The sequence below is a fragment of the Streptomyces solitudinis genome (assembly GCF_036323765.1).
GTDB lineage: Bacteria > Actinomycetota > Actinomycetes > Streptomycetales > Streptomycetaceae > Streptomyces.
The window spans coordinates 169,073-192,063 of sequence record NZ_JAZDCW010000006.1; the positions used below are offsets into that span (position 1 = coordinate 169,073).

Below are 22,991 nucleotides of genomic sequence, written 5' to 3' on the forward strand. Positions count from 1 at the left end.
GCGTGACCCGCGAACCGTACGACGTGATCGTCCTGGCCGGCGGCGCCGCCCGCCGGCTGGGCGGCGCGGACAAACCGTCCGTCACCGTGGGCGGACGCACCCTGCTCGACCGGACGCTCGCGGCCTGCGCGGGCGCCGGACGCACGGTCGTCGTGGGCCCGCGCCGCCCCACCGGACGCCCGGTCACCTGGACCCGGGAAGAGCGGCCGGGCGGCGGCCCGCTCCCCGCGCTGGCCGCCGGTCTGCGCCACGTCACCGGTCCCACCGTGCTCGTGCTCTCCGCCGACCTGCCGTTCCTCACCGAGCGGTCCGCGCACCGGCTGTGCGCGGACCTGGCCGCCGCGCCGGACGCCGAGTGCGCGCTGGCCGTCCACGACGGCCGCGACCAGCCGCTGCTGGCCGCCTACCGGGCCGAACCGCTGCGCCGCGAGCTGGCCCTGCTGGCCGCCGAGCACGGACGGCTGGACCACCTGCCGCTGCGGCTGCTCACCACGGCGCTGGCCCTGCGCCGCGTCCCGGCGGCCCACGAGGACGGCGGCGGCACCCCGCTGGACTGCGACACCTGGGAGGACGTCGCCGCCGCCCGCGCCCGCATCAGGGAGCATGGGCGTGTGCTGGAAGAATGGACCACCGCAGTCAAGGCGGAACTCGGCCTCGAACTCGACGTCGACACCGCCGCCGTACTCGACCTCGCCCGGGACGCCGCCCACGGCGTCGCCCGCCCGGCCGCGCCGCTGACCACGTTCCTCGTGGGCTACGCCGCCGCCCGCGCGGGCGGCTCCCCCGGGGACATCGCCGTCGCGGCCCGCAAGGCCGCCGCCCTCGCCGCACGCTGGGCCTCGGAGGCGCCGGGCTCCCCGCCCGGCGGCACAGGCACGGGCACGGGCAGCCGACCGGACGACGCGGGCTGACGGCCATGAGCGACGACTTCGACGACGCCCTCGCCCTCGCCAACGGCCAGGCCGGGCTCTCCGCCGTGACCCACCCCGTGCCGCCGCCCCCCGCCTACGCCCCCGGTGATCCGCGCGGCGGCCACGGCACAGGCGGCCGGGCCCCGCACGGCAGCGGCACGCACGGGCACCACGACACGCGTCCCCCGGGCACGCCGTGGGCCGAGGCGCGCGTCCTCGCGCGCAGCGCCGCCCGCCCCGGCGAACCGGTGGAACTGCCGCTGGCCCGCGCGCTCGGCCACACGCTCGCCGAGCCGCTGCCCGCCCTCACCGACCTGCCCGCCTTCGACACCGCCGCCATGGACGGCTGGGCGGTCTCCGGCCCGGGCCCGTGGACGCTCGACGAGGCGGGGCACGGCGTCCGCGCGGGCGACGCGCCGGGACGGCTGCCAGACGGGCACGCCGTCCCCATCGCCACCGGGGCCCGCGTCCCGGCGGGCACCAGCGCGGTGCTCCGCAGCGAGCGGGGCTTCGCGGGCGAGGGGCGGCTCAGCGCCGCCGCCACGCCCGCGCAGGGCACCGACATCCGTCCCCGCGGCCAGGAGTGCCGCTCCGGAGACCTGCTGCTGCCCGCGGGCACCGCCGTCACCCCGGCCGTGCTGGGGCTGGCCGCCGCCGCCGGCTACGACGTGCTGGCCGTCACCCGCAGGCCCCGCGTCGAGGTGCTGGTGACCGGCGGCGAACTGCTCACCTCCGGGGTGCCGGACGGCGGCCGGATCCGCGACGCGCTCGGCCCGCTGGTGGCGCCCTGGCTCACGGCGCTGGGCGCCGACGTCACCGCCACCCGGCACGTCAGCGACGACGCGGAGGCGCTGCGCGCGGCGCTCGCGGACGGCGGCACCGACGTGGTTGTCACCACCGGGTCCACCGCGGCCGGGCCCGTCGACCACCTGCGGCCCGCGCTGGAGCGGATCGGCGCCACCCTGCTCGTCGACGAGGTCGCCGTGCGCCCGGGGCACCCGATGCTGCTGGCCGCCCTGCCGGACGGGCGGCACCTGGTGGGCCTGCCCGGCAACCCGCTCGCCGCCGTCTCCGCGCTGCTGACGCTCGCCGAACCGCTGCTGCGGACTCTGGCCGACCGGGACCCGCACGAGGGCCCGGGAACGGCGCGGCTCACCGAACGCGTCCACGGCCACCCCCGGGACACCCGGCTCGTCCCCGTCGCGCACGCGGCGGGGAGCGCGCGTCCGCTGCGCTTCCACGGCCCGGCTATGCTCCGGGGGATCGCCTCCGCCACGGCGCTGGCGGTCATCCCACCCGGCGGCGCCGGCGTGGGGTCCGATGTCCACCTGCTCGGCCTGCCCCGGAACTGACCGGTGACCCCGTAACCATGAAGCTACGCAACCCCCTGACGGCGCGTCGGAAGCGCATCGCCTACGCGGACGAGTACACGTTCCGGGTGCAGCTTCCCCGTCAGCTCACCGGACCGCTCATCCAAGTCGCCAAGCGGCTGCTGATGGCCCACGTCGTGTTGTTCACGGCCGTCGTGATCGTCTACTTCGACCGCGACGGCTACACGGACAACGCAGGCGGCGGGGTCACCCTGCTGGAGTCGCTGTACTACGTCACGGTCTCGCTCTCCACGACCGGCTACGGCGACATCTACCCGTCCTCGGAGACGGCCCGGCTGCTGACGACGTTCGCCATCACCCCGCTGCGCGTCCTGTTCCTGATCATCCTGGTCGGCACCTCCCTGGAGGTGCTGACCGAGCGCACCCGTCAGCAGTGGCGGCTGTCCCACTGGAGGTCCACCGTGCGCGACCATATCGTCATCGTCGGCTTCGGCACGAAGGGCCGCTCGGCGGCGGAGACCCTGCTGTCGGCCGGTGCCACCAAGGACCAGATCGTGGTCGTGGACCCGAGCGCCAAGGTGATCGACGCGGCCAACGCCGACGGGTTCGCCGGAGTCGTCGGCGACGCGACCCGCTCCAGCGTCCTGGAGCGGGCCCGCCTGGACCGGGCCCGGCAGATCGTCATCGCACCGCAGCGGGACGACACGGCGGTGCTGGTCACGCTGACGGCCCGGCAGATCAACAAGGCGCTCAACATCGTCGTGGCCGTGCGGGAGGAGGAGAACGCGCCGCTGCTGCGGCAGTCCGGCGCCGACTCCGTGGTGACCAGCTCGGGGGCCGCGGGCCGCCTGCTGGGCCTGTCACTGATCAGCCCCAGCGCGGGCCAGGTCATGGAGGACCTCATCCAGCAGGGCGAGGGGCTGACCCTGGCTGAACGGCCGGTCACCAAGGCGGAGGCGGGCCGTTCCCCGCGCGACTGCCCGGACCTCGTCGTCGCGGTCATAAGGGGGCACCGGCTGCTCACCTACGACCACCCGGAAGCCGCCGAGCTCCAGCCGCTGGACCGCATCGTCGTCATCCGGCGCCGGCACGAGGAGCAGCCGACGCCGAAACTGCGCAAGAGCGACGAGGACGACACGGGCGAACTGCGCACGCCGCCCAGGATGCAGCCCGCCAAGCGGAGCTGGCACACCCCCCGCGACGACCTCGGCCAGTGATCCCGGCCCGCGGGGGACTCGGGCCGGACCCGGGCGGGCGGCCGGTCAGCCGTGGGACCTGGCGAAGGCCACCAGCCCGGCGAACCCCTCGGCGGTCAGGGGCAGATGCGGCCCGCCCGGGTCCTTGTTGTCCCGCACCAGGAATTCACCCGTGGCCGCCGCGTACTGCGGTGCCCACTCGACGCACTGACCATCCCCAGCGCTGTAGCCGCTCTTCGCCCGGACCGGAGAGGGCGCGCTCTCAGCAGGCAGCAATGTCACCCTCGTGTCCCCTCTGTCACTCGGTGAGCCCACTCAAGCTACCGCCCGGCAGGGAGCACACCGCCACACGCGTCACGTCAAACGGGTGACGGGTTCGCGCAGTCGTGACCGCGAACTGCCTCCCACGTCACAGCAAATACCCGCCCCTACGAAGGGATGACGTGGCGCCTGAGTCCCCTCGTGGCCCGCGCCGGGGTGGCGGGCGGACGGGGGGCGTTGTGATGATCCGTCTTTTTCCGCCGCGGCCCGCTACCCCGCATGCCCGTCGATCGTTGGGGCAGGCGAAGGGTTCCCGGCAGCCCGAAGCGAGTCAGAGGCGGAGGCGGTCACGTGCGCGAGCGGAACGCGGTCCACACACCCGACAGGACGCGGGCACCCGCCGGTCACCGCCGGACTACGGACGGACGGTAGCGTCGGTCCATGTTTGCGATCACGATTCCCGAGCCCGGCGGCCCCGAAGCGCTCGTGTGGAGCGAGGTACCCGATCCGGAGGCCGGCGAGGGCGAGGTCCTCATCGACGTCGCGGCGACGGCCGTCAACCGTGCGGACCTGCTCCAGCGCCAGGGCCACTACCCGCCGCCCGAGGGCGCGCCGCCCTACCCCGGCCTGGAGTGCTCGGGGCGGATCGCGGCCGTCGGCACCGGCGTCTCCGGGTTCGCGGCCGGGGACGAGGTGTGCGCCCTGCTCAGCGGCGGAGGTTACGCCGAACGGGTGGCCGTCCCGGCGGGTCAGGTGCTGCCGGTGCCGGACGGGGTGGACCTCGTCACGGCGGCGGCGCTGCCGGAGGTCACCGCGACGGTGTGGTCCAACGTGTTCATGGCCGCGCACCTCCGGCCCGGTGAGACGCTGCTCGTGCACGGCGGCTCCAGCGGCATCGGCACGATGGCGGTCCAGCTCGGCAAGGCCGTCGGGGCGCGCGTCGCGGTGACGGCCGGGAGCCCGGAGAAGCTGGCGCGCTGCGCCGAACTGGGCGCCGACGTGCTCGTCAACTACCGCGAGCAGGACTTCGTCGCCGAGGTGCGGGACGCGACCGGCGGACGCGGCGCGGACGTCGTCCTCGACATCATCGGCGCGAAGTACCTGGAGCGGAACGTGCAGGCGCTGGCCGTGGGTGGCCGGATCGTGGTGATCGGCCTCCAGGGCGGGGTGAAGGGCGAACTGAACCTCGGGGCGCTGCTCACCAAGCGCGGGTCCGTCACGGCGACCTCGCTGCGCGGGCGTCCCGCCGAGGAGAAGGCGGCCATCGTCGCGGCCGTGCGGGAGCACGTGTGGCCGCTGGTCGCGGCCGGGCGCGTGCGCCCGGTGGTGGACCGGACGCTGCCGCTGCCCGAGGCGGCCGAGGGCCACCGGGTGCTGGAGGAAAGCGGACACGTCGGAAAGGTGGTACTCGCGCGATGACCGGGTACCCGCAACGCAGCGCGGAAGCTGACGTCCAAGATGCCTGGAACGTACATACATGTGACGCTGGTCACCGGCTGGTGTGACGCCCCCGGGGCGCGCCGGGCCGTGAGGGGCGAAGGGATGTGAAACGGTGAAGACGCACGCGGTCAGTGTGCTGGTCAGCGGCACGGTCCTCCTCTCAGTCGCCGCCACCCCGGTGGCCACCGCCGATCCCGATCCGAGCCGGTCCCTGCAACCGGGTCACTCGTCCTCCTGGCCGTTCCCCGGGGACGGCATGCGGTTCTCCCCCGAGCCGGGAGCCGGGCCCGACGGCCCGCCGCTCCCGACCGGACGCCCCTCCCCGAGCGCCACGCCGCACCCCACCCCGTCGTCCGGCGACGGCACCGAAACCGGCTCCGGCTCCCCCGCGCCCGGCTCCACCCCGCCGACGGGCGAGCCGGAGCCGGAACCCACCCGGACGGAGCTGCGGAACGCGGCGGCCGAGCAGCGCACCACCGCGCGGCCCCAGCCCGAACCGGAGCCGGAGCACTCCTGGGTCCCGCTGCCGGAGCAGCCCGTGGAGACGTTCGGCAGCTACGACCTGTACGCCGACTACACCGAGCGGACGGACGACGCCTCGCCCGCGCCGATGGCGGCCCCCGTGGGCGGCCCGCTGCTGCCCGTCCTGCCGCTCGGCGCGGGGCTGGCCTCCCTCGGGCTCGGGCTCGCGTTCCTGGGTCTGCGGCTGCGTCGGCACTGACCGCGTCCGCGGCCGGACAGGTGTGCAGAATGGGGGTATGACACAGCCGATGAACGAACGGTCGCAGGAGAGCTCGCACGTCCTGGTGGTCGGCCCGGACGGCATGGCGCTGGGCAGCAGCACGCCCGGCGGCGGGGAGGGCGACGACGGGGGCCGCGAGGTACCGGTGACGGAGATGGTCGAGCAGCCCGCGAAGGTCATGCGCATCGGCAGTATGATCAAGCAGCTGCTCGAAGAGGTGAAGTCCGCGCCGCTGGACGAGGCGAGCCGGGCCCGGCTCAAGGAGATCCACCGCAGCTCCCTCAAGGAGCTGGAGGACGGTCTCGCGCCCGAGCTGATCGAGGAACTGGAACGCATCTCGCTGCCGTTCACGGACGACGCCGTACCGACGGACGCGGAGCTGCGCATCGCCCAGGCGCAGCTCGTCGGCTGGCTGGAGGGCCTGTTCCACGGCATCCAGACGGCGCTGTTCGCGCAGCAGATGGCCGCGCGGGCGCAGCTTGAGCAGATGCGCCGCGCGCTGCCGCCCGGCGCGCTCCCGGACGACCCGGCCACCGAGGGCCCCGGCCGCTCGGGCCCCTACCTGTAACGCCGCGTGCGTCCGGCGGGGCGGGGCCAGGCCCCGCCCCGCCGGACGGGGCTGTTCAGCTCCAGGTGATCAGGCGCTTCGGGCGCTCCAGGACGGCGGCGGTGTCCGCCAGCACCCGCGAGCCCAGTTCACCGTCGACCAGGCGGTGGTCGAAGGAGAGCGCCAGCGTCGTCACGTGCCGGGGCTTGACCTTCCCCTTGTGCACCCACGGCTGCTCCCTGACCGCGCCGAACGCGAGGATCGCGGACTCGCCCGGGTTGAGGATCGGCGTGCCGGTGTCCACGCCGAAGACGCCGACGTTGGTGATCGTCACCGTCCCGCCCTGCATGTCGCCGGGAGCCGTCCGGCCCTCGCGCGCCGTGGTGACCAGTTCGCCCAGGGCGCGGGACAGCTCCGGCAGCGTCTTCGCGTGCGCGTCCTTGATGTTCGGCACGATCAGCCCGCGCGGAGTGGCCGCGGCGATGCCCAGGTTGACGTAGTCCTTGTAGACGATCTCCTGGTTCTCCTCGTCCCAGGCCGCGCTGACGTCCGGGTTGCGGCGGATGGCGACGAGCAGCGCCTTGGCGACCAGCAGCAGCGGGTTGACCCGCAGCCCGGCCATGTCCGGGTCCTTCTTCAGCTCGTCGACGAGCCGCATGGTGCGGGTGACGTCGACGGTGACGAACTCGGTGACGTGCGGCGCGGTGAAGGCGCTGGACACCATCGCGGCGGCCGTGGCCTTGCGGACGCCCTTGACCGGCACCCGGCGCTCCCGGATGGCGGCCAGCGACTGCGGCTCGACGGCCGGGGCCGCGGGCCGCTGGCCCGCCGGGGCCGCGGCGGGCCGCGGCGCCGCCGCGGGCTCCGCCGGGCGGGGCGCGGCCGGAGCCGGTCCGGCCGGGGCCGCCGCCGCGTGGACGTCCTCGCGGGTGACGGTCCCGTCCGGGCCCGTCGGGGTGACGGCGGCCAGGTCGATGCCCAGGTCCTTCGCCAGCTTGCGCACCGGCGGCTTGGCCAGCGGCCGCGTCGCGGCGGGCGCCGTGGGCGCGGCCGGGGCGGGCGCCCCGGGGGTGGTGCCGTTCAGCTCGGCCTGGAGCGCGTCCTTCGCGCCCTGCTCGGGCACCCCGGCGGCCCTGCGCGGGCGGCGCCGGGTGGAGCTGGTGGAGACCCCGTAGCCGACGAGCACGGGCTGCCGCTTGCCGTCCTCGGGCTCCTCCGGCTCCGGCCGGGCCTCCGCGGGCTCGGCGGCGGTCGCAGCGGACTCGGCGGCGGGAGCGGCCTCTCCGGCGGGGGCGGGGTCCCCCGCACCCGGGTCGGTGTCCACGGTGATGATGGCGGTGCCGACGTCCACCGTCGTGCCCTCGCCGAAGTGCAGCTCGCTGACCGTCCCGGTGAACGGGATCGGCAGCTCGACGGCCGCCTTCGCCGTCTCCACCTCGCACACCACCTGGCCGTCCGTCACGGCGTCGCCGGGCGCCACGTGCCAGGAGAGGATCTCCGCCTCGGTGAGCCCCTCACCGACGTCCGGCATCCGGAACTCGCGGAACCGCTGGGCGTTCGCAGTAGCAGTCATCGTCACGACTCTCCTCAGCCCTCTCAGTACGCCAGGGCGCGGTCGACGGCGTCGAGCACCCGGTCCAGCCCCGGCAGGTACTCGTCCTCCAGGCGGGCGGGCGGGTACGGCGCGTGGAAGCCGCCGACGCGCAGCACCGGGGCCTCCAGGTGGTAGAAGCTGCGCTCGGTGACGCGGGCGGCGATCTCGGCACCCGCGCCGAGGAACACCGGCGCCTCGTGCACGACGACCAGCCGGCCGGTCCTCTCGACCGAGCGCTGGACGGTGTCGAAGTCGAGCGGCGAGATGGAGCGCAGGTCCACGACCTCCAGGGAGCGGCCCTCCTCCTCGGCCGCCGCGGCCGCCTCCAGGCACGTCTTCACCATGGGGCCGTAGGCCACCAGCGTGAGGTCCGAGCCCTCGCGGGCGACGCGGGCCTGGTGCAGCGGCCCGGGGATGGCGGAGGTGTCCACCTCGCCCTTGTCCCAGTAGCGCCGCTTGGGCTCGAAGAAGATCACCGGGTCGTCGGACTCGATGGCCTGCCGCATCATCCAGTACGCGTCGGCCGCGTTGGAGGGCGACACGCACTTGAGCCCGGCGACGTGGGCGAACAGCGCCTCGGGCGACTCGCTGTGGTGCTCGACGGCGCCGATGCCGCCGCCGTAGGGGATGCGGATGACGACAGGCATCCGGACCTTGCCCAGCGCGCGGGCGTGCATCTTGGCGAGCTGCGTGACGATCTGGTCGTAGGCGGGGAAGACGAACCCGTCGAACTGGATCTCCACGACCGGCCGGTAGCCGCGCAGGGCCATGCCGATCGCGGTGCCGACGATGCCGGACTCGGCCAGCGGGGTGTCGATGACCCGCTCCTCGCCGAAGTCCTTCTGGAGTCCGTCGGTGACGCGGAAGACGCCACCGAGCTTGCCGACGTCCTCGCCCATGACGAGGACCTTCGGGTCGCTGTCCAGGGACGAGCGCAGCGCCTCGTTGATGGCCTTGGCGATCGGCATCCTGGTGACCGTCGCGGTCTTCGTGTCGGCCATGGTCAGGCGCCCTTCTGCTCGGCGGCGTCGGTGTCGGTGAAGGACGCCAGGTACTCGGAGAACTGGGCGCGCTCCTCGTCGACGAGCGCGTGCCCGTCGGCGTAGGCGTGCTCGAACATCGCCATGGTGTCGGGGTCCGGCATCGTGCGGATCTTCTCGCGGACGCTGCTGCCCAGCTCCTCGCTCTCACGCTCCAGCGCGGCGAAGAACTCCTCGTCCGCCAGCCCCTGCTTCTCCAGGTAGGTGCGCAGCCGCAGGATCGGGTCCCTCGCCTCCCAGGCGGCCCGCTCCTCGTCGGCGCGGTAGCGGGTGGGGTCGTCGGAGGTGGTGTGGGCGCCCATCCGGTAGGTGAACGCCTCCACCAGCATCGGGCCCTGCCCGGAACGGGCGTGCTCCAGCGCGGCCCGGGTGACGGCGAGCACGGCCAGCACGTCGTTGCCGTCCACCCGCACGCCGGGGAAGCCGAAGCCCTGGGCGCGCTGGTAGATCGGCACCCGCGACTGCCGCTCGGTGGGCTCGGAGATCGCCCACTGGTTGTTCTGGCAGAAGAACACCACGGGCGAGTTGTAGACGGCCGCGAAGGTGAACGCCTCGGCGACGTCGCCCTGGCTGGAGGCCCCGTCGCCGAAGTAGGCGATGACGGCCGAGTCGGCGCCGTCCTTGGCGATGCCCATGGCGTAGCCGGTGGCGTGCAGCGTCTGGGAGCCGATCACGATGGTGTAGAGGTGGAAGTTGTTGCTGTTCGGGTCCCAGCCGCCGTTGTTCACCCCCCGGAACATGCCGAGCAGGTTGGCCGGGTCCACGCCGCGGCACCAGGCGACGCCGTGCTCGCGGTAGGTGGGGAAGACGTAGTCGTCGTCGCGCAGCGCCCGGCCGGAGCCGATCTGCGCGGCCTCCTGACCGAGCAGCGACGCCCACAGGCCCAGCTCGCCCTGGCGCTGGAGCGAGGTGGCCTCCGCGTCGAACCGCCGGGTGAGGACCATGTCGCGGTACAGGCCGCGCAGCTCCTCGGCGCTCAGGTCGACGGCGTAGTCGGGGTGCTCGACGCGCTCGCCCTCGGGGGTGAGCAGCTGCACCAGCTCCGGTCCGCCGTTCGCTTCCGCGGTCTTCTTCGCGGCCGCCTTCCGGGCGGGGGCCTTCCTCGCGGGGGCCTTGCGGGCAGGGGCCTTCTTCGCGGGGGCGGCGGACTCGGCCGCCGGCGCTCCGGCCGGAGCGCCCTCTCCGCTGCCGCGGCGCGTCGTCCCGCGCGCGGCAGTGCTTTCCACGGTCACGTGTGCTCCTCCGTCTGTCCGGCCCCCGGGGTCTCCGGATGAGCCAGTGCGGCACGCCCGGTGCGGCTACGGCGCACGGGGTGGGGTGCGGCGCGGTCGGACCGAGCGGTGACAGGTGTCCCGTTCGAACGGCCCGCTGGAGGCACGTTACCCAGTAACTCCACACGGGTGCGAAACACCCCTGACCTGCAATTTTCCTTGGATTTCCAAGTAAATCGCGGGGTGGCTCGATACAGCCGGGAACGTCACTGGTCACAGCCTTGCAGGCCCCCGGGACAAGCGCACGTTATCCCGGGGGGTACGGCCTCGGGAAGAGCAAGCGGCGGATCAGTATGTGAGACTGACGAATGTGGGCATCGACGGGAAAACCACCGTATTCCTGTTGGACGACCACGAGGTCGTGCGGCGGGGCGTGCGCGAGCTGCTGGAGACGGCCGGGGACGTGGAGGTGGCCGGTGAGGCCGGGACGGCCGCCGAGGCGCTGACGCGCGTGGCCGCCACCCGGCCGGACGTCGCCGTGCTGGACGTGCGGCTGCCCGACGGCAGCGGCGTGGAGGTCTGCCGGGAGATCCGTTCGCGTCACCCGGACGTGCGCTGCCTCATGCTGACGTCCTACGCCGATGACGAGGCCCTCTTCGAGGCGATCATGGCCGGGGCCTCCGGTTACGTACTGAAGGACATCCGCGGCACGGACCTGCTGACCGCCGTGCGGGACGTGGCCTCGGGACGCTCCCTGCTGGACCCGGTGGCCACCCAGCGGGTGCTGGACCGGCTGCGCGGGGCGCCCGCCGGCCCGGCGGGACGCGGGCCGGGCGGCGGTGATCCGCGGCTGGCCGCGCTCACCGGGCAGGAGCGCCGCATCCTCGACCTGGTCGGTGAGGGGCTGACCAACCGGGAGATCGGCGCCCGCCTGCACCTGGCGGAGAAGACGGTCAAGAACTACGTCTCCAGCCTGCTCGGCAAGCTCGGCATGGAGCGCCGCACCCAGGCCGCCGCCTACGTGACGCGGCTGCGCACGGGGCCGGGCGCGGAGCAGGGCCAGGGGCAGGGTCCGGCGGCGGGGCCGGGCCCGGCGGGGCGGTGAGCGTCCCAGGTCTGACCGCACGGCGACCGCACGGCGACCGCACGAGGCCGCCGGCGGACCGGACGGCGACCCGGCGGCGACCACGGGGCGACCGGGCGGACGTCAGCCGCAGAACGCGTCGCGGACCCGGTCGTAGCCGTTCGTCCACCACCGCACGAGCGCGGCGGCGGCCGGGAACTGCTGGTCGGTGCGGCGGTCGCGGAGCTGGTAGTGCCAGCGCAGCATCCAGAAGTCGTTCAGCCGCTCCCACCACACCCGGTACACCGCCGCCGCCAGCTCCGCGGCCCCCGCCCCCGCCGCCCGCCGGTAGCCGCGGGCGTACGCGTTGACCTTGGACAGCTCCAGCGTTCCGTCCGGGCGGACGAAGAAGATCACCCCGGCCCTGACGACCTCCTCGGCGCGCGGCTGCACCCCGAGGCGGTCCCAGTCCACGATGGCGATCGGCTCCACGGCGGCCTGCTGCCCGTAGAGGACGTTCAGCGGGTGGAAGTCGCCGTGCACCCAGCCGACGGCCGGTTCGCTGCCCGCCGCCGGACGGCACTGGGCGTGCTCGCGCAGCAGGGCGCGCCGCTCCCGCAGCCGGTGTTCGGCCAGCAGGTCGAAGGTGTCCCTGGCCCGGTGCCGGGCGCGGATGCGGGTGAGCAGCTCCTCGATGAGCGCCTCCGTCGCGGCCGGGTCCGCGCTGGGGTGCCCGGCGTCCCGTTCGGCCTCGGCCAGCGGTAACACCGCGCGCAGCGCCTCGTGGACGCGGCCCAGCAGCGCGCCGAGGCGGCGGCAGTCGGCGGGGGTCAGCTCGGCGCCCTCGCGGTGGCGGCCGGTCACCCAGGGGTGCAGCGCGTAGCAGCGTCCGCGCAGGACGGCGACGCTGCGCCCGTCCGCGTCGCACACCGGGGGCACGGCCGGGATGCCCAGCGCGCCGAGCAGCGCGGTCGCCCGGTGCCTGCGGTCCAGGGCGACGGGGTCGCCGTCCAGGTGGTGCTTGAGGAAGAAGACGCCTTTGGGCGTGGTGACGCGGTACCCCCGGTTGAGCAGTCCGTGGGCCAGCGGCTCGCAGGCCACCGGCTCCCCGGCGCCGTACCGGCGCAACAGTGTGCTGAGGGTCCGCGCCGACGGAGCCGGGGGCGCGGCGGTGTGCGGCACGAGGGTCAGCCGGTGGCGCCGGTGCTGTCACCCGGAGGGGGGCCTCCCGCGTTGCCACCGGGCTCCCCGCCCGCGCCCCCGGACGCCTCTCCGGTGCCGCCGTCCGCGCCGCCGTCGGCGCCGCCGTCCACGCCCGCGTCCGTGCCACCGTCCACGCCCGCGTCCGTGCCACCGTCCACGCCCGCGTCCGTGCCACCGTCGGCGCCCGCGTCGGCGCCGCCGTCCACGCCCGCGGAGCCACCGGTCGTGCCCGGGTCGCTCGGCTCGCCGGTCGGGCTGGAGGAGCCCTCGGTGCTCTCCTCGGGCGAGGCGGGCGGCGGGTCGTACGTGTCGGGCGGTGTCCAGCCACCGCCGCCGTCACCGCTCTCCTCCGGCGTCTCCTCGGGCGACTCCTCCGGGGACGACTCCGGGCTGGACTCCGCCTCGTCGCTGGGCGAACTGCTCGTCTCGGCGGGCACCGGGTTCTTGTTGTCCTCGCCGCCCCCGGCGTTCTGGAGGGCGAACAGCACACCGGCCGCGACGGCGAGCACGGCGAAGAAGGAGATGACCGCGTACTTCAGGCCACCACCCCGGCGCGTCTCCCGGACGCCGCCCTCGAAGCCGCCGTCGTCCCGGTCCGGGCGGCCGAGCAGCATCGGCGGCGCGGGCTGGGCGGCCGTGTCGCCGTAGCCGTCGCCCGTGCCCAGGCCGCCGGCCGCCGCACCGACGACCGCGGTGGCCCCGGTGGTGTGGACGGGCCCGGTGTTCCACAGGCCGCCGGTGTGGCTGCCCTGTTCCTGGAGCTGGCGCAGCGCGTACTGGGTGAGCCCGCGCATCTCCTCGGCCGACTGGAACCGGTCGTCCGGGTCCTTGGCCAGGGACCGCATGACGAGCCCGTCCAGCTCGGGGGGCACGTCGGCGACGCGGGAGGGCAGCACCGGGTCGTCCTGCACGTGCTGGTACACCACCGACAGGGGCGTCTCGCCGGTGAACGGCGGGCGCCGGGTCAGCAGTTCGTACAGCAGGCAGCCGGTGGCGTACAGGTCAGAGCGGGCGTCCACGGTCTTGCCCAGCGCCTGCTCCGGCGAGAGGTACTGGGGGGTGCCCATGACCATGCCCGTCTGGGTCATCGTCGTGGAGACGCCGTGCAGCGCGCGGGCGATGCCGAAGTCCATCACCTTGACCGCGCCGGCGTGCGTGATGATGACGTTCGCGGGCTTGATGTCCCGGTGGACGATGCCGTGCTGGTGGCTGTAGGCCAGGGCCTCCAGCACGCCGGAGACGATGATCAGCGCCTGGTCCGGCGGCGGGGGCTCCGCGTTGTGCAGCAGCTCGCGGATGGTGTGGCCCTCGACCAGCTCCATGACGATGTACGGCACCGTGTTGCCGTCCATCGTGTCCTCGCCGGAGTCGTAGACGGCGACGACGGCGTGGTGGTTGAGGCCCGCGACGGACTGCGCCTCGCGGGTGAAACGGGCCTTGGACGTCGGGTCCTCGGCGAGGTCGGCGCGCAGCAGCTTCACCGCGACCGTGCGGCCGAGCCGGACGTCCTCGGCGGCGAAGACCTCCGCCATGCCGCCGCGGCCCAGGCGCCCGGTGAGCCGGTACCGGCCGTCACCGACAAGCCCGTTTTTCCCCCACATTTCGGACCGGTCCGACGAACCCGGGCGCGAGGAGCCGGATGGGCCGGACGGGCCCGGGGCCCCTCCGGACGCGCCGCCGCCCGGCTCGTCGGGGCCACCTGGGCCTCCCGGGGAGTGCGTCTGTCCCATCAGTCCTCGCCATGGTTGGAACCCGCCGGGCGCGGGCGCGCGTGTGGGGGGATGGAGTGCCATCCAATCCGCTTCGGGTGCGGGCTGGCAAGTTGCGGCCCGGCGCAGCGCGCGCCGACGTACCATCCCGTGCAACGGGTCACGGAACGGGCACGCGGCTTGACTCGTCACACCCCTGAGGCAGACTTGGCCGGTATCCGGGACATCCCGAGCAGTCAGTAGCAACCGTACACGCGCAGAGCCCGGTTCTTCGGTGGACTGCGGCGCCAAGGGGGAAGCAGGCAGATGAGCGACGTCGGCGGCGCACAACCGGGCGGGTTCGAGGGCAGGACCGTCGGTAACGGCCGTTACCAGCTGCGCGAGCTGCTCGGCGCCGGAGGCATGGCCTCCGTCCACCTCGCCTACGACAGCGTGCTCGACCGTCAGGTCGCGGTGAAGACGCTGCACTCGGAGCTGGGCCGCGAGGCCGCCTTCCGCGAGCGGTTCCGGCGCGAGGCGCAGTCCGTCGCCAAGCTCACGCACACCAACATCGTCTCCGTCTTCGACTCCGGCGAGGACACGATCGACGGCACGCTGGTCCCCTACATCGTCATGGAGTACGTGGACGGGCAGCCGCTGCGGGGCGTGCTCGACGAGGACGTCCGCGCCTTCGGCGCGATGCCCACCGAGAAGGCGCTGAAGATCACCGCCGACGTGCTCGCCGCGCTCGACGCCAGCCACGAACTGGGCCTGGTGCACCGCGACATCAAGCCGGGCAACGTCATGATGACGCGCCGCGGTGTGGTGAAGGTCATGGACTTCGGCATCGCGCGGGCCATGCAGTCCGGCGTGACGTCCATGACGCAGACGGGCATGGTCGTCGGCACGCCGCAGTACCTCTCCCCCGAGCAGGCGCTCGGCCGGGGCGTGGACGCCCGCTCCGACCTCTACACCGTCGGCATCATGCTCTTCGAGCTGCTCACCGGGCGGCTCCCCTTCGACGCCGACTCGCCCCTGGCCATCGCCTACGCGCACGTCCAGGAGGAGCCCGTCGCGCCGTCCTCGGTGAACGCGGCCGTGCCCCCGGCCGTGGACGCGCTCGTGGCGCGCGCACTGCGGAAGAACCCGAACGAGCGGTTCCCGACGGCCGAGTCGATGCGCGAGGAGTGCCTGCGCATCGGCGGGTCCGGCGCCGTGCCGGGCGGGTCACCGGTGATCGTCAGCGGCGGGCCCGCGCCGCACAGCGGGGCCGCCGTCTCGCAGTCCGTCTTCCCGCCGGTCAGCGCCACCGGCACGCCGCCTCCCCCGGGCACGGTGCCCCTGGGGCAGCCGCACGCCGGCTACCCGCTCCCGCAGCCCGGCCCGTACGGGGGCTCGCAGGCCGGTTTCGGTCCCTCCACGCCGCCGCCCGGCCACCCGGCGGGCCAGCAGGGCTACGCCACGCCCGCCTACTCGCTGGCCGGCCAGGGCCCGCACGGCCCCGGAGCCGCCGGGCACGGCCCCGGCGGGGGCGGGGGCGGCAGCCGCAACGCGACGGTGATCGCCGTGGCCGCCGTCACCGCGCTGGTGGTGGTCGTGGCGGTGGTCGTCGTCTCGATGACCAGGGGCAGCGGCGGCGAGGACGCGCCGGAGGCGCGCGAGTCCGCCGTGGCCTCCACCGAGCCCGGCGGCGAGGGGCAGGACCCGCGTCCGCAGCCGGAGCCGACGCCCGAGGTCACCGACGCGAACGCCGGGTTCAAGGACGAGGACAAGACGAAGACCATCGACGTCGAGAAGTGCACCGAGGCGCGGGACTACCTCTTCGACGAGGACGACGACAAGGAGCAGGTCTCGATGCCGGACCTGACCTTCAAGCACCTCGGCTCGGTGAAGGACTGCATCCGCGAGGCGGGCTGGAAGCTGGACACCGACCTCTCCTACGAGGACGAGAACATCTACGGCAAGAACACCGTCCTGCGCCAGTCGCCCAAGGCGTACGAGCCGCTGGACCCGGAGGAGGACAAGATCACGCTGGTCGTCTCCACCGGACGCCAGGGCTGACCCCCGCCCCGCCCGCCGCACCCGCCGCCTCACCCGGCACCGCTCCCGCCGCCGCACCGCGCTCCGGTGTGCCCCGCGCCGCCGGGCGTCCCGGTGCGCTCCGGCGGCTCCCCGGCACGTCCGCGTCCCGCGTCCCGCGCCCGTGTCCTCCGGCACTGCGGTCACCCTGGGCACAAATGTCTCAATTCTGGTCTGGTCTCTCCCTCCGCGCCTTGTGATACTCACCGTCGGCTTTCGGACACACGACGATCGGCGGTGGCGCGGGTGCACGACGGCAGTCCGGACGGCGGCCCCGGCCGCGCCCCGCCGGGACGCGGCGCGGCGCGCGCGTACGCCGGCGTCTGCCACGGCACCCTCGGTGAGCTGTTCCAGGGCCCGCTGCGGTACGAGGGCGTCCGGCACATCGCGCTCGTGTCCTTCCCCGTGGCCCGGCACGCCTGGGCGTACTTCGTCCCCGACGGTGACGCCGCCCTGGGCGCGCTGCCCGCAGGGGAGAAGTCGGCGCGCGCGGTGCGGCTGCTCCTGGAACGCCACGGCCGCGCCCTGCCGCCGGGCCGCTGGCACGCCCACTCCGAGCTGGACGTCGGCGTGGGGATGGCCAGTTCCACGGCCGACATCGTCGCCAGCCTGCGCTGCGCGAGCCGGGTTCTCGGGCTGCCGCTGGACCGCCGCGCCGTGCAGGAGATCCTGGCCGGAATCGAACGGGCGGACAGCGTCTTCCTGGACGAGTTCGCCGTCTACCTGAGCGCCCGGCACCGCGTCGTGCGCGGGCTCGGGCCCGGCCCCGCCCTCCACGCCGCCTTCGTCACCGAACCGGGCACGGTGGACACCGGCGCCGTCACGCCGCTGCTGCTGCCGCACTACGAGCGCCGGCACGCCGAGTACGACCGCACGCTGACCGACCTGGTCAAGGGCTTCACCGCCGGGGACGCGCGCGCCGTCGCACGGGCCGCCACGGCCAGCGCCGCGCTGTCCCAGGAGGTGCTGCCCAAGGCGGCGTTCGACGAGGTGCTCGCCCACCGCGAGGGGTTCGGCGCGGACGGCGTCTTCGTCGCCCACACCGGCTCACTGCTCGGCTACCTGTTCAGCGCCCCGCCCCCGCCCGCGCTCAAGGGCGAGCTGTCCGCGTTCTTCCGCTCGCTCGGCCACCAGTGCTCGTTCGCCCGAGGAGGCTGCCCGTGATCCACGACCACGTCGCCGACGCCCTCAAGACACCGCACCTGATCCGGCTGGCCCGCAACGTCGTACTGCTCCGATTCGAGTCGATGAAGATCGCCTCCGCGCTGGCGGCCGTACGCCGATTACGGGATTCCGGCGCCGTGCGCCCCGGGCAGACCCTGGTGGACAGCTCCAGCGGCATCTACGCCTACGCCCTGGCGCTGGCCTGCCACCGCTACGGCATGCGCTGCCACATCGTCGCCTCCACCACCGTGGACCCCGCGACGCGCGCCCAGCTCGAAGTGCTGGGCGCGCACGTCGAGCAGGTCGCCCCGTCCTCCGACCTGAAGCTCGACCAGGAGCTGCGGGTGCGGCGCGTCAAGGAGATCGTCGCCGAACGGCCGGACGTGCACTGGATGCGCCAGTACCACGACGACATCCACTACCTCGGCTACCGCGACATCGCCGACACGATCGCCAGGGAACTGGCGGGCTGGCCGCTGACCGTGGTCGGCGGCGTCGGCTCCGGGGCGTCCACCGGCGGGCTGGTGCAGCAGCTCCGCCGCCGGGAGCCGGGGGTGCGGCTGCTGGGCGTCCAGCCCTTCGGCAGCGTCACGTTCGGCAGCGAGCACCACCACGACCCGGACGCCATCATCGCCGGGATCGGCTCGTCCATCGTGTTCGACAACGTCCGGCACCACCTGTACGACACCATCCACTGGATGGACTTCCGGCACGCCATGGCCGGGGCGGTCGGCCTGCTGCGCGAGCACGCCGTCTTCGCCGGGCTATCCACCGGCGCCGCCCACCTGGCCGCCGCCTGGGAGGCCGCCCGCGCCCCGGAGCGCACCCACGTCGTCATCGGCGCGGACACCGGGCACCGCTACGCCGAGCGCGTCTTCGTCCGGCACGCCGAGGCGCCGGACCCGCACACGCTGCACCCCAAGGAGATCAGCACGCTGACGGACCTGTCGATGCCCTGGTCCGTGATGGCGTGGCGCCGCAGTCCCTACCCGGTACCCCGCGAGGAGGCCGCCCCGTGACCGTCGCCTGTCTGGAATCCCTCACCTTCGGCCTGGGCAGCCTCGTCCGGGCCGCCGACGGGCTCGGCGAGCGGATCGCGCTGCTCACCCGTGACCCCGGGTACTACCGGCACGAGCTGGACCGGCTGCCGGACGGCGCCCTGGACGTCGTGCGGGTCGACACCTTCGACGTGGACGCCGCTGCGCGGGAACTGGAACACCTCCCCGGCCTGCGCGGCCTCATCGGCTCCACCGACACCTGGCTGCTGGCGGGCGCCGAACTCACCGCGCGCCTGGGCCTGCCGGGCCTGGAGAGGCCCGTGCTGGAACTCATGAAGGACAAGGCCCGGGTGCGCGACCGGCTGTGGGCGGCCGGGCTCAGCCGCGGCCGGTCCCTGCCGCTGCCCGCCGCGCCGGACGACGCGGAGGCCGCCGGTCTGCTGCGCCTGCTGGCCGAGGAGACCGGCTTCCCCGCCGTCGTCAAGGACTCCGCGGGCACCGGCAGCCAGAACGTCTGGCTGGTCCGCGACGCGCAGGAGGCGCGGGCCGCCCTGCGCGAGGCCGCCGGGCGGCGGGTGGCCGGACAGCTGTTCGCCGAACCGTTCTCCCCCGGCCCCGTCTACAGCGCCGAGACGCTGAGCTGGCGCGGCGAGACGCGGCTGCTGGGCGTCTCCAGCCGCCTGATGTCCGCCGAGCCGCTGTTCCGCGAGGAGATCACCGCCTTCCCCGTCGCCTTCCCCGAGCCCGTCCTGACCGGGCTGGCCACCTGGCTGGGCGACGTGCTCGCCGCGCTCGGCTACACCGACCGCTTCGCGCACGTCGAGTTCGTCCTCACCCGCCGCGGCCCCGAGATCGTCGAGGTCAACCCGCGCATCGGCGGCGCGCTCGTCGCCGAGGGCATGTGCCGCGCGCTCGGCTACAACGTGCAGCGCGCCGTCCTGGAGACGGCGCTGGGCCGCCGTCCCGACCTGATGGACGCCACGCTGCCCGGCGGGCCCGCGGTCGCCTTCGTGCTCGCCTACCCGGAGCGTCCCGGGACCCTGACCGGCGTCGACGGACTCGACCGGTTCGCCGACCTGCCCGGGGAGCCCGCCTGGTACCCCACGAAGGCGCCGGGCGACCTCGTCGAGCACCTGACCGACAGCCGGGGCTACGCCGGGATCGTCTACGCCGAGGGGGAGACGGCCGAGCTGGCCACGCACCGGGCGGTCGCCGCCGCGAACGCCGTCCGGGTGCGCACCGCGCCGACCGCCGGTGGCTGAGGGCCGGACGGGCGCCGCCGGCACGCTGCGGCACGAACTCCCCCGCCTGCCGGGGCCCGTGCGGTTCCTGCTGCTCAGCTCGTTCCTCATCCCGCTGGGCAGCTTCATGGTGCTGCCGTTCATGTCCGTCTTCCTGCACGAGCGCCTCGGCATGGGCCTGGGGACGGTGGGCTGGGTGCTGGCCGTCGCCTCCCTCGTGCAGTTCTCCGGCAGCGTCCTGGGCGGCGCGCTCGCCGAGCGCGCCGGACTGCGCCGCACGATGATCTGGGCGCTGGTGATCCGCTGCGCGGGCTTCCTGGGCTTCCTGGCCGCGCTGCGCTGGCCGCCGCTCGCGGTGCCCGCGCTCGTCCTCACCTGCTGCGGCGCGGCGCTGTACCTGCCCGCGAACAAGGCGTACCTGGTGCACGGCGTGGACGAGGCGCGGCGCCCGCTGTTCCTCTCCGTGGGCAACGCCGCGCTCAACGCGGGCATGGCGCTCGGCCCCCTGATCGCCGGACCGTTCGTGCTCTCCGCGCCCGGCGCCCTGTTCTGCGCCGTCGTCGCCGTCTTCCTCGCCGTCACGGCGGGGCACCTGCGGCTGCCGCCGGAGCCCGGGAGCGGCCAGCGGGAACCGGGCGGCGCGGACCGGGCGGGCGGCGGGACGTCCGAGGTCCCGGGCGCCGCGGCCGCGGTGCCCCCGGCCGCGGCGCCGGGCCGGGCGGGCGGCGGGGGCCTGGGCGGGGTGCTGCGCGGCGTGCGCCCGCTGCCGTTCGCCGCGACCGCCCTCGCCTTCCACCTGTACTTCTTCTTCCAGCACTACCTGGCCGTCTTCGCCGTGGCCCGCGCCTCCACCACCTTCTACAGCCTGGTGCTGCTGACCTGCTTCGCCCTGGTCATCGTGGGCCAGCCGCCCGCGGCGGGCTGGATCGGGCGGCTGCCCTACGCGCGCGCCCTGGTGCTCGGCTTCGCCCTGCTCGCCGCCGGGCTGGCCGTGCTCTCCGCAGGCAGCCACGCCGCGGTCCTGGCCGGTGCCGTGCTGATCACGGCGGGGGACATCGTGCTGTTCCTCAGGAACGACCTGGAGGCCCTGGCCCGCTCCCCGCGCTCGGACGCCGTCGTCTTCGGGCAGCAGCGCCTGGCCGCCGGGATCGGCGCCTTCACCAGCGGCGTCCTGGGCGGCCAGCTCTACCGGCTGGCCGACGACGCGGGGAACACCGGGCTGTTCTGGCTGGCGGCGGCGGCCCAGTGCGTACTGCTCCCGCCGCTGCTGCTCCTGGTGGCGCGCGGGTCCGGCAAGGGCGGAAGCGATCACGCGGAAGGGACGGTGGCCACGAGATGACCCCGACGAAGGACTGGTACGAGGACGACGCGTTCTGGACGGACTTCTACGACATCCTGTTCTCACCCGCGCGCTTCACCCAGGCCCGGGAACTGCTGGCGGAGTCGCCGCTGCTCCGCTTCGCGCCGGGCAGCCGGGTGCTGGACCTGTGCTGCGGCGCCGGGGTGTTCACCGCGCCGCTGGCCCGCCTGGGACACCGGGTGACCGGCGTGGACCGCAGCGCCGTCCTGCTGGAGCGGGCGGCGCGGGCCTGCGCGGAGGCGGGGACGAAGGCCCGCCTCGTGGAGGCGGACGTGCTGGAGTACGCCGAGCCGGACTCCTTCGACGTCGCCCTCAGCCTCTTCACGTCGTTCGGCTACTTCCCCGAACCGGCCGACAACCTGCGCGTCCTGCGCACGCTGCACGACAGCCTGGTGCCCGGCGGGCAGCTGGTGCTGGACGTCGCGGGCAAGGAGATCCTGGCCCGCAAGGTGCTCACGCCCAAGGTGATCGAACGCGGCGAGGACGAGCTGCTGGTGCAGACGGACACCGCGCTGGACGCGTGGACGCGGCTGCGCAGCGACTGGGTGCTGGTGCGCGGGGACCGGGTCAGGCGCGAGCGGCTGGAGTGGTTCGTCTACAGCGCCGCCGAGCTGCGGGCGATGGCGGTCCAGGCCGGTTTCGACGCGGTGGAGGTCTTCGGCGGCTTCGACGGGCGGCCCTACGACGAGCACGCCGACCGGCTCCTCCTGCGCGCCGTCCGGGAACGCTGAGCGCGGGCGGTTCCCCGGGGCGCCGCCGCCCCGGGGAACCGCCCGCCGCTCCGGGCCGCCCGCCTCAGCCGTCCGTCTGGGCGGCGGGCGCGGCCGGCTCGGGCGCGGGCCGTTCCCGGCCGCCGTCGCGCCCGGAGACCACGACGGCGACCAGCGCGACGACCACCGCCGCCACCGCGACCCGGCCCAGCAGCCGCACGCCCCAGCCCGCCGCGCGCCGGGGACCGGCGCCCGGCGCGCCCAGCCGCTCCGCACGCCGGGCCGGGCGCATCAGCCGGTCCAGCAGGAGCAGCGCCAGGGGGATCTGGAGCAGCCACAGGGCCGTGCGCGGCCAGCCGTCGTACCAGACGTTGGTGCCGTACAGCAGGGTGTGCCACACGCTCAGCACGTAGGTGACGATGACGAAGCGGTGCAGCACCCGCCACAGCTTCGGACCGATGCGCTGCCGCACGTAGAACAGCAGGCCCAGCGGTACGGCCAGGTACAGCGCGCCCTGGCCGATGGGTATGGCGATCTGGCCGGTCCCCGAGTCGTAGCCGCCGGGCACGAAGCTGTCCACGAAGGCGGTCCACACCCGGCTGCCCCAGGCCAGCTCCGCCTCGTACCGCACCAGCTCGGCGGCGAAGGCGAGGGCGTGGGCGAACATCAGCGCGATCGTGCTGAGGCTCGTCGTGCGGTGCAGCCGCTCCAGCCGGGCCGGGGACACGCGGCGCAGCCAGCCGGGCCGGGTGCCGGAGACCAGCAGGCCGAGCACGACGGTGAGGTACGCCCACAGCAGTCCGGCCCAGCCGAACGCCTGGCTGAGCCAGTACATCCAGTACGTCCCGGCGTCCGCGAGGAACGGCATCACGACGAGGGTGTCCGACGTCCCGGCGTCCACGCGCACGTACAGGAAGACGAACACGGAGGCGGTCACGAGCAGGGCGGCGAGCGCGTCGGGGACGGCGGCGCGCAGATCGGCCCTGAGCGCCCTGCGGGCGCGGCCGGTGCCGTCCGGAGGCCCGGTGCCCTCCTCGGCGGCGGCTGGAGCACGCGAAACCATGGTCACCACTGATCCTCTCTGGCGTTGACGGGGGGTGTGCCAGGCGGGGGTCGGTCCAGTGCCGTTCGGAACCCGTGCAGTGTGACAGCTGGGGAACAAGTTGCGGGAGGGCGGAAACCGCCCCATCCGGGGAGCGTCCGCATCGCGGA

General features: G+C 74.6%; 20 protein-coding genes. 13 read left to right on the forward strand and 7 right to left on the reverse strand.

Annotation, left to right across the window (positions count from 1 at the left end):
* Positions 1-2 precede the first annotated feature (2 nt).
* The 3 genes from V1J52_RS17300 to V1J52_RS17310 are packed head-to-tail and all read left to right on the forward strand — an operon-like array spanning position 3 to position 3,459.
* Positions 3-911, forward strand: a complete 909-nt coding sequence (locus tag V1J52_RS17300; protein WP_330140743.1) for an NTP transferase domain-containing protein — start codon at positions 3-5, stop codon at positions 909-911.
* Between the two features lie 5 nt (positions 912-916).
* Positions 917-2,263 (forward strand): molybdopterin molybdotransferase MoeA, encoded by a 1,347-nt coding sequence (locus V1J52_RS17305; RefSeq protein WP_330140744.1) that lies wholly within the window; start codon positions 917-919, stop codon positions 2,261-2,263.
* A 17-nt stretch (positions 2,264-2,280) separates the two neighbouring features.
* Entirely contained in the window at positions 2,281-3,459 is a 1,179-nt protein-coding gene (locus V1J52_RS17310) for a potassium channel family protein (protein ID WP_330140745.1), read from the forward strand.
* A gap of 45 nt (positions 3,460-3,504) precedes the next feature.
* Here V1J52_RS17310 and V1J52_RS17315 read toward each other — a convergent pair whose 3' ends face one another.
* The gene (locus V1J52_RS17315; protein WP_330140998.1) at positions 3,505-3,714 is read right to left on the reverse strand and encodes a DUF397 domain-containing protein; all 210 of its coding nucleotides are present in this window, start codon (positions 3,712-3,714) and stop codon (positions 3,505-3,507) included.
* A 426-nt stretch (positions 3,715-4,140) separates the two neighbouring features.
* On the opposite strand from V1J52_RS17315, the gene V1J52_RS17320 reads away from it, so the two are divergent.
* The 3 genes from V1J52_RS17320 to V1J52_RS17330 all read left to right on the forward strand — a co-directional run bounded on the left by V1J52_RS17320 (position 4,141) and on the right by V1J52_RS17330 (position 6,449).
* A complete protein-coding gene (locus V1J52_RS17320) occupies positions 4,141-5,118 on the forward strand; it encodes an NAD(P)H-quinone oxidoreductase (RefSeq protein WP_330140746.1) in 978 nt (325 codons plus the stop codon).
* 133 nt (positions 5,119-5,251) lie between these two features.
* Positions 5,252-5,860 (forward strand): hypothetical protein, encoded by a 609-nt coding sequence (locus V1J52_RS17325; protein WP_330140747.1) that lies wholly within the window; start codon positions 5,252-5,254, stop codon positions 5,858-5,860.
* A gap of 37 nt (positions 5,861-5,897) precedes the next feature.
* Positions 5,898-6,449, forward strand: a complete 552-nt coding sequence (locus V1J52_RS17330; protein ID WP_330140748.1) for a bacterial proteasome activator family protein — start codon at positions 5,898-5,900, stop codon at positions 6,447-6,449.
* Positions 6,450-6,504: 55 nt separating this feature from the next.
* On the opposite strand, the gene V1J52_RS17335 is transcribed toward V1J52_RS17330, so the two are convergent.
* The 3 genes from V1J52_RS17335 to pdhA are packed head-to-tail and all read right to left on the reverse strand — an operon-like array spanning position 6,505 to position 10,294.
* Positions 6,505-8,001 (reverse strand): dihydrolipoamide acetyltransferase family protein, encoded by a 1,497-nt coding sequence (locus V1J52_RS17335; protein WP_330140749.1) that lies wholly within the window; start codon positions 7,999-8,001, stop codon positions 6,505-6,507.
* Between the two features lie 23 nt (positions 8,002-8,024).
* Entirely contained in the window at positions 8,025-9,023 is a 999-nt protein-coding gene (locus V1J52_RS17340) for an alpha-ketoacid dehydrogenase subunit beta (RefSeq protein ID WP_330140750.1), read from the reverse strand.
* Positions 9,024-9,025: 2 nt separating this feature from the next.
* On the reverse strand, positions 9,026-10,294 hold the full coding sequence (gene pdhA / locus V1J52_RS17345; protein WP_330140751.1) for a pyruvate dehydrogenase (acetyl-transferring) E1 component subunit alpha: 1,269 nt from the start codon (positions 10,292-10,294) through the stop codon (positions 9,026-9,028).
* Between the two features lie 349 nt (positions 10,295-10,643).
* On the opposite strand from pdhA, the gene V1J52_RS17350 reads away from it, so the two are divergent.
* Positions 10,644-11,378 carry a response regulator transcription factor gene (locus V1J52_RS17350; RefSeq protein WP_330140999.1) on the forward strand — a complete coding sequence of 245 codons (735 nt, stop codon included), beginning with the start codon at positions 10,644-10,646 and terminating at the stop codon, positions 11,376-11,378.
* Positions 11,379-11,480: 102 nt separating this feature from the next.
* On the opposite strand, the gene V1J52_RS17355 is transcribed toward V1J52_RS17350, so the two are convergent.
* Entirely contained in the window at positions 11,481-12,464 is a 984-nt protein-coding gene (locus V1J52_RS17355; RefSeq protein ID WP_443075851.1) for a phosphotransferase, read from the reverse strand.
* Positions 12,465-12,523: 59 nt separating this feature from the next.
* Complete coding sequence (locus V1J52_RS17360; RefSeq protein WP_330140752.1) at positions 12,524-14,140, reverse strand: protein kinase domain-containing protein; 1,617 nt, start codon at positions 14,138-14,140, stop codon at positions 12,524-12,526.
* Positions 14,141-14,554: 414 nt separating this feature from the next.
* Here V1J52_RS17360 and V1J52_RS17365 point away from each other — a divergent pair, with 414 nt between their 5' ends.
* The 6 genes from V1J52_RS17365 to V1J52_RS17390 all read left to right on the forward strand — a co-directional run bounded on the left by V1J52_RS17365 (position 14,555) and on the right by V1J52_RS17390 (position 21,800).
* Positions 14,555-16,288: a Stk1 family PASTA domain-containing Ser/Thr kinase gene (locus V1J52_RS17365; RefSeq protein ID WP_330140753.1), complete on the forward strand. Its 1,734-nt coding sequence runs from the start codon at positions 14,555-14,557 to the stop codon at positions 16,286-16,288.
* A 264-nt stretch (positions 16,289-16,552) separates the two neighbouring features.
* On the forward strand, positions 16,553-17,470 hold the full coding sequence (locus V1J52_RS17370; RefSeq protein WP_330140754.1) for a GHMP family kinase ATP-binding protein: 918 nt from the start codon (positions 16,553-16,555) through the stop codon (positions 17,468-17,470).
* Entirely contained in the window at positions 17,467-18,489 is a 1,023-nt protein-coding gene (locus tag V1J52_RS17375; protein WP_330140755.1) for a pyridoxal-phosphate dependent enzyme, read from the forward strand. The genes V1J52_RS17370 and V1J52_RS17375 overlap by 4 nt, the downstream gene beginning before the upstream one ends.
* Positions 18,486-19,730, forward strand: a complete 1,245-nt coding sequence (locus V1J52_RS17380) for an ATP-grasp domain-containing protein (protein WP_330140756.1) — start codon at positions 18,486-18,488, stop codon at positions 19,728-19,730. The genes V1J52_RS17375 and V1J52_RS17380 overlap by 4 nt, the downstream gene beginning before the upstream one ends.
* The gene (locus tag V1J52_RS17385) at positions 19,723-21,048 is read left to right on the forward strand and encodes an MFS transporter (RefSeq protein ID WP_330140757.1); all 1,326 of its coding nucleotides are present in this window, start codon (positions 19,723-19,725) and stop codon (positions 21,046-21,048) included. Before V1J52_RS17380 ends, V1J52_RS17385 begins: the two co-directional genes overlap by 8 nt.
* Positions 21,045-21,800, forward strand: coding sequence for a class I SAM-dependent methyltransferase (locus tag V1J52_RS17390; protein ID WP_330140758.1), 756 nt, complete (start codon positions 21,045-21,047; stop codon positions 21,798-21,800). Before V1J52_RS17385 ends, V1J52_RS17390 begins: the two co-directional genes overlap by 4 nt.
* A gap of 64 nt (positions 21,801-21,864) precedes the next feature.
* On the opposite strand, the gene V1J52_RS17395 is transcribed toward V1J52_RS17390, so the two are convergent.
* Positions 21,865-22,842, reverse strand: a complete 978-nt coding sequence (locus V1J52_RS17395) for a ferric reductase-like transmembrane domain-containing protein (protein WP_330141001.1) — start codon at positions 22,840-22,842, stop codon at positions 21,865-21,867.
* Between the last annotated feature and the right edge of the window lie 149 nt (positions 22,843-22,991).

Coding starts and splice junctions, on each gene's coding strand:
- V1J52_RS17365 (WP_330140753.1), top strand. CDS start 14,555: ATGAGCGACGTCGGCGGCGCACAACCGGGCGGGTTCGAGGGCAGGACC.
- V1J52_RS17320 (WP_330140746.1), top strand. CDS start 4,141: ATGTTTGCGATCACGATTCCCGAGCCCGGCGGCCCCGAAGCGCTCGTG.
- V1J52_RS17340 (WP_330140750.1), bottom strand. CDS start 9,023: ATGGCCGACACGAAGACCGCGACGGTCACCAGGATGCCGATCGCCAAG.
- V1J52_RS17390 (WP_330140758.1), top strand. CDS start 21,045: ATGACCCCGACGAAGGACTGGTACGAGGACGACGCGTTCTGGACGGAC.
- V1J52_RS17395 (WP_330141001.1), bottom strand. CDS start 22,842: ATGGTTTCGCGTGCTCCAGCCGCCGCCGAGGAGGGCACCGGGCCTCCG.
- V1J52_RS17360 (WP_330140752.1), bottom strand. CDS start 14,140: ATGTGGGGGAAAAACGGGCTTGTCGGTGACGGCCGGTACCGGCTCACC.
- V1J52_RS17335 (WP_330140749.1), bottom strand. CDS start 8,001: ATGACTGCTACTGCGAACGCCCAGCGGTTCCGCGAGTTCCGGATGCCG.
- V1J52_RS17330 (WP_330140748.1), top strand. CDS start 5,898: ATGACACAGCCGATGAACGAACGGTCGCAGGAGAGCTCGCACGTCCTG.
- V1J52_RS17305 (WP_330140744.1), top strand. CDS start 917: ATGAGCGACGACTTCGACGACGCCCTCGCCCTCGCCAACGGCCAGGCC.
- V1J52_RS17310 (WP_330140745.1), top strand. CDS start 2,281: ATGAAGCTACGCAACCCCCTGACGGCGCGTCGGAAGCGCATCGCCTAC.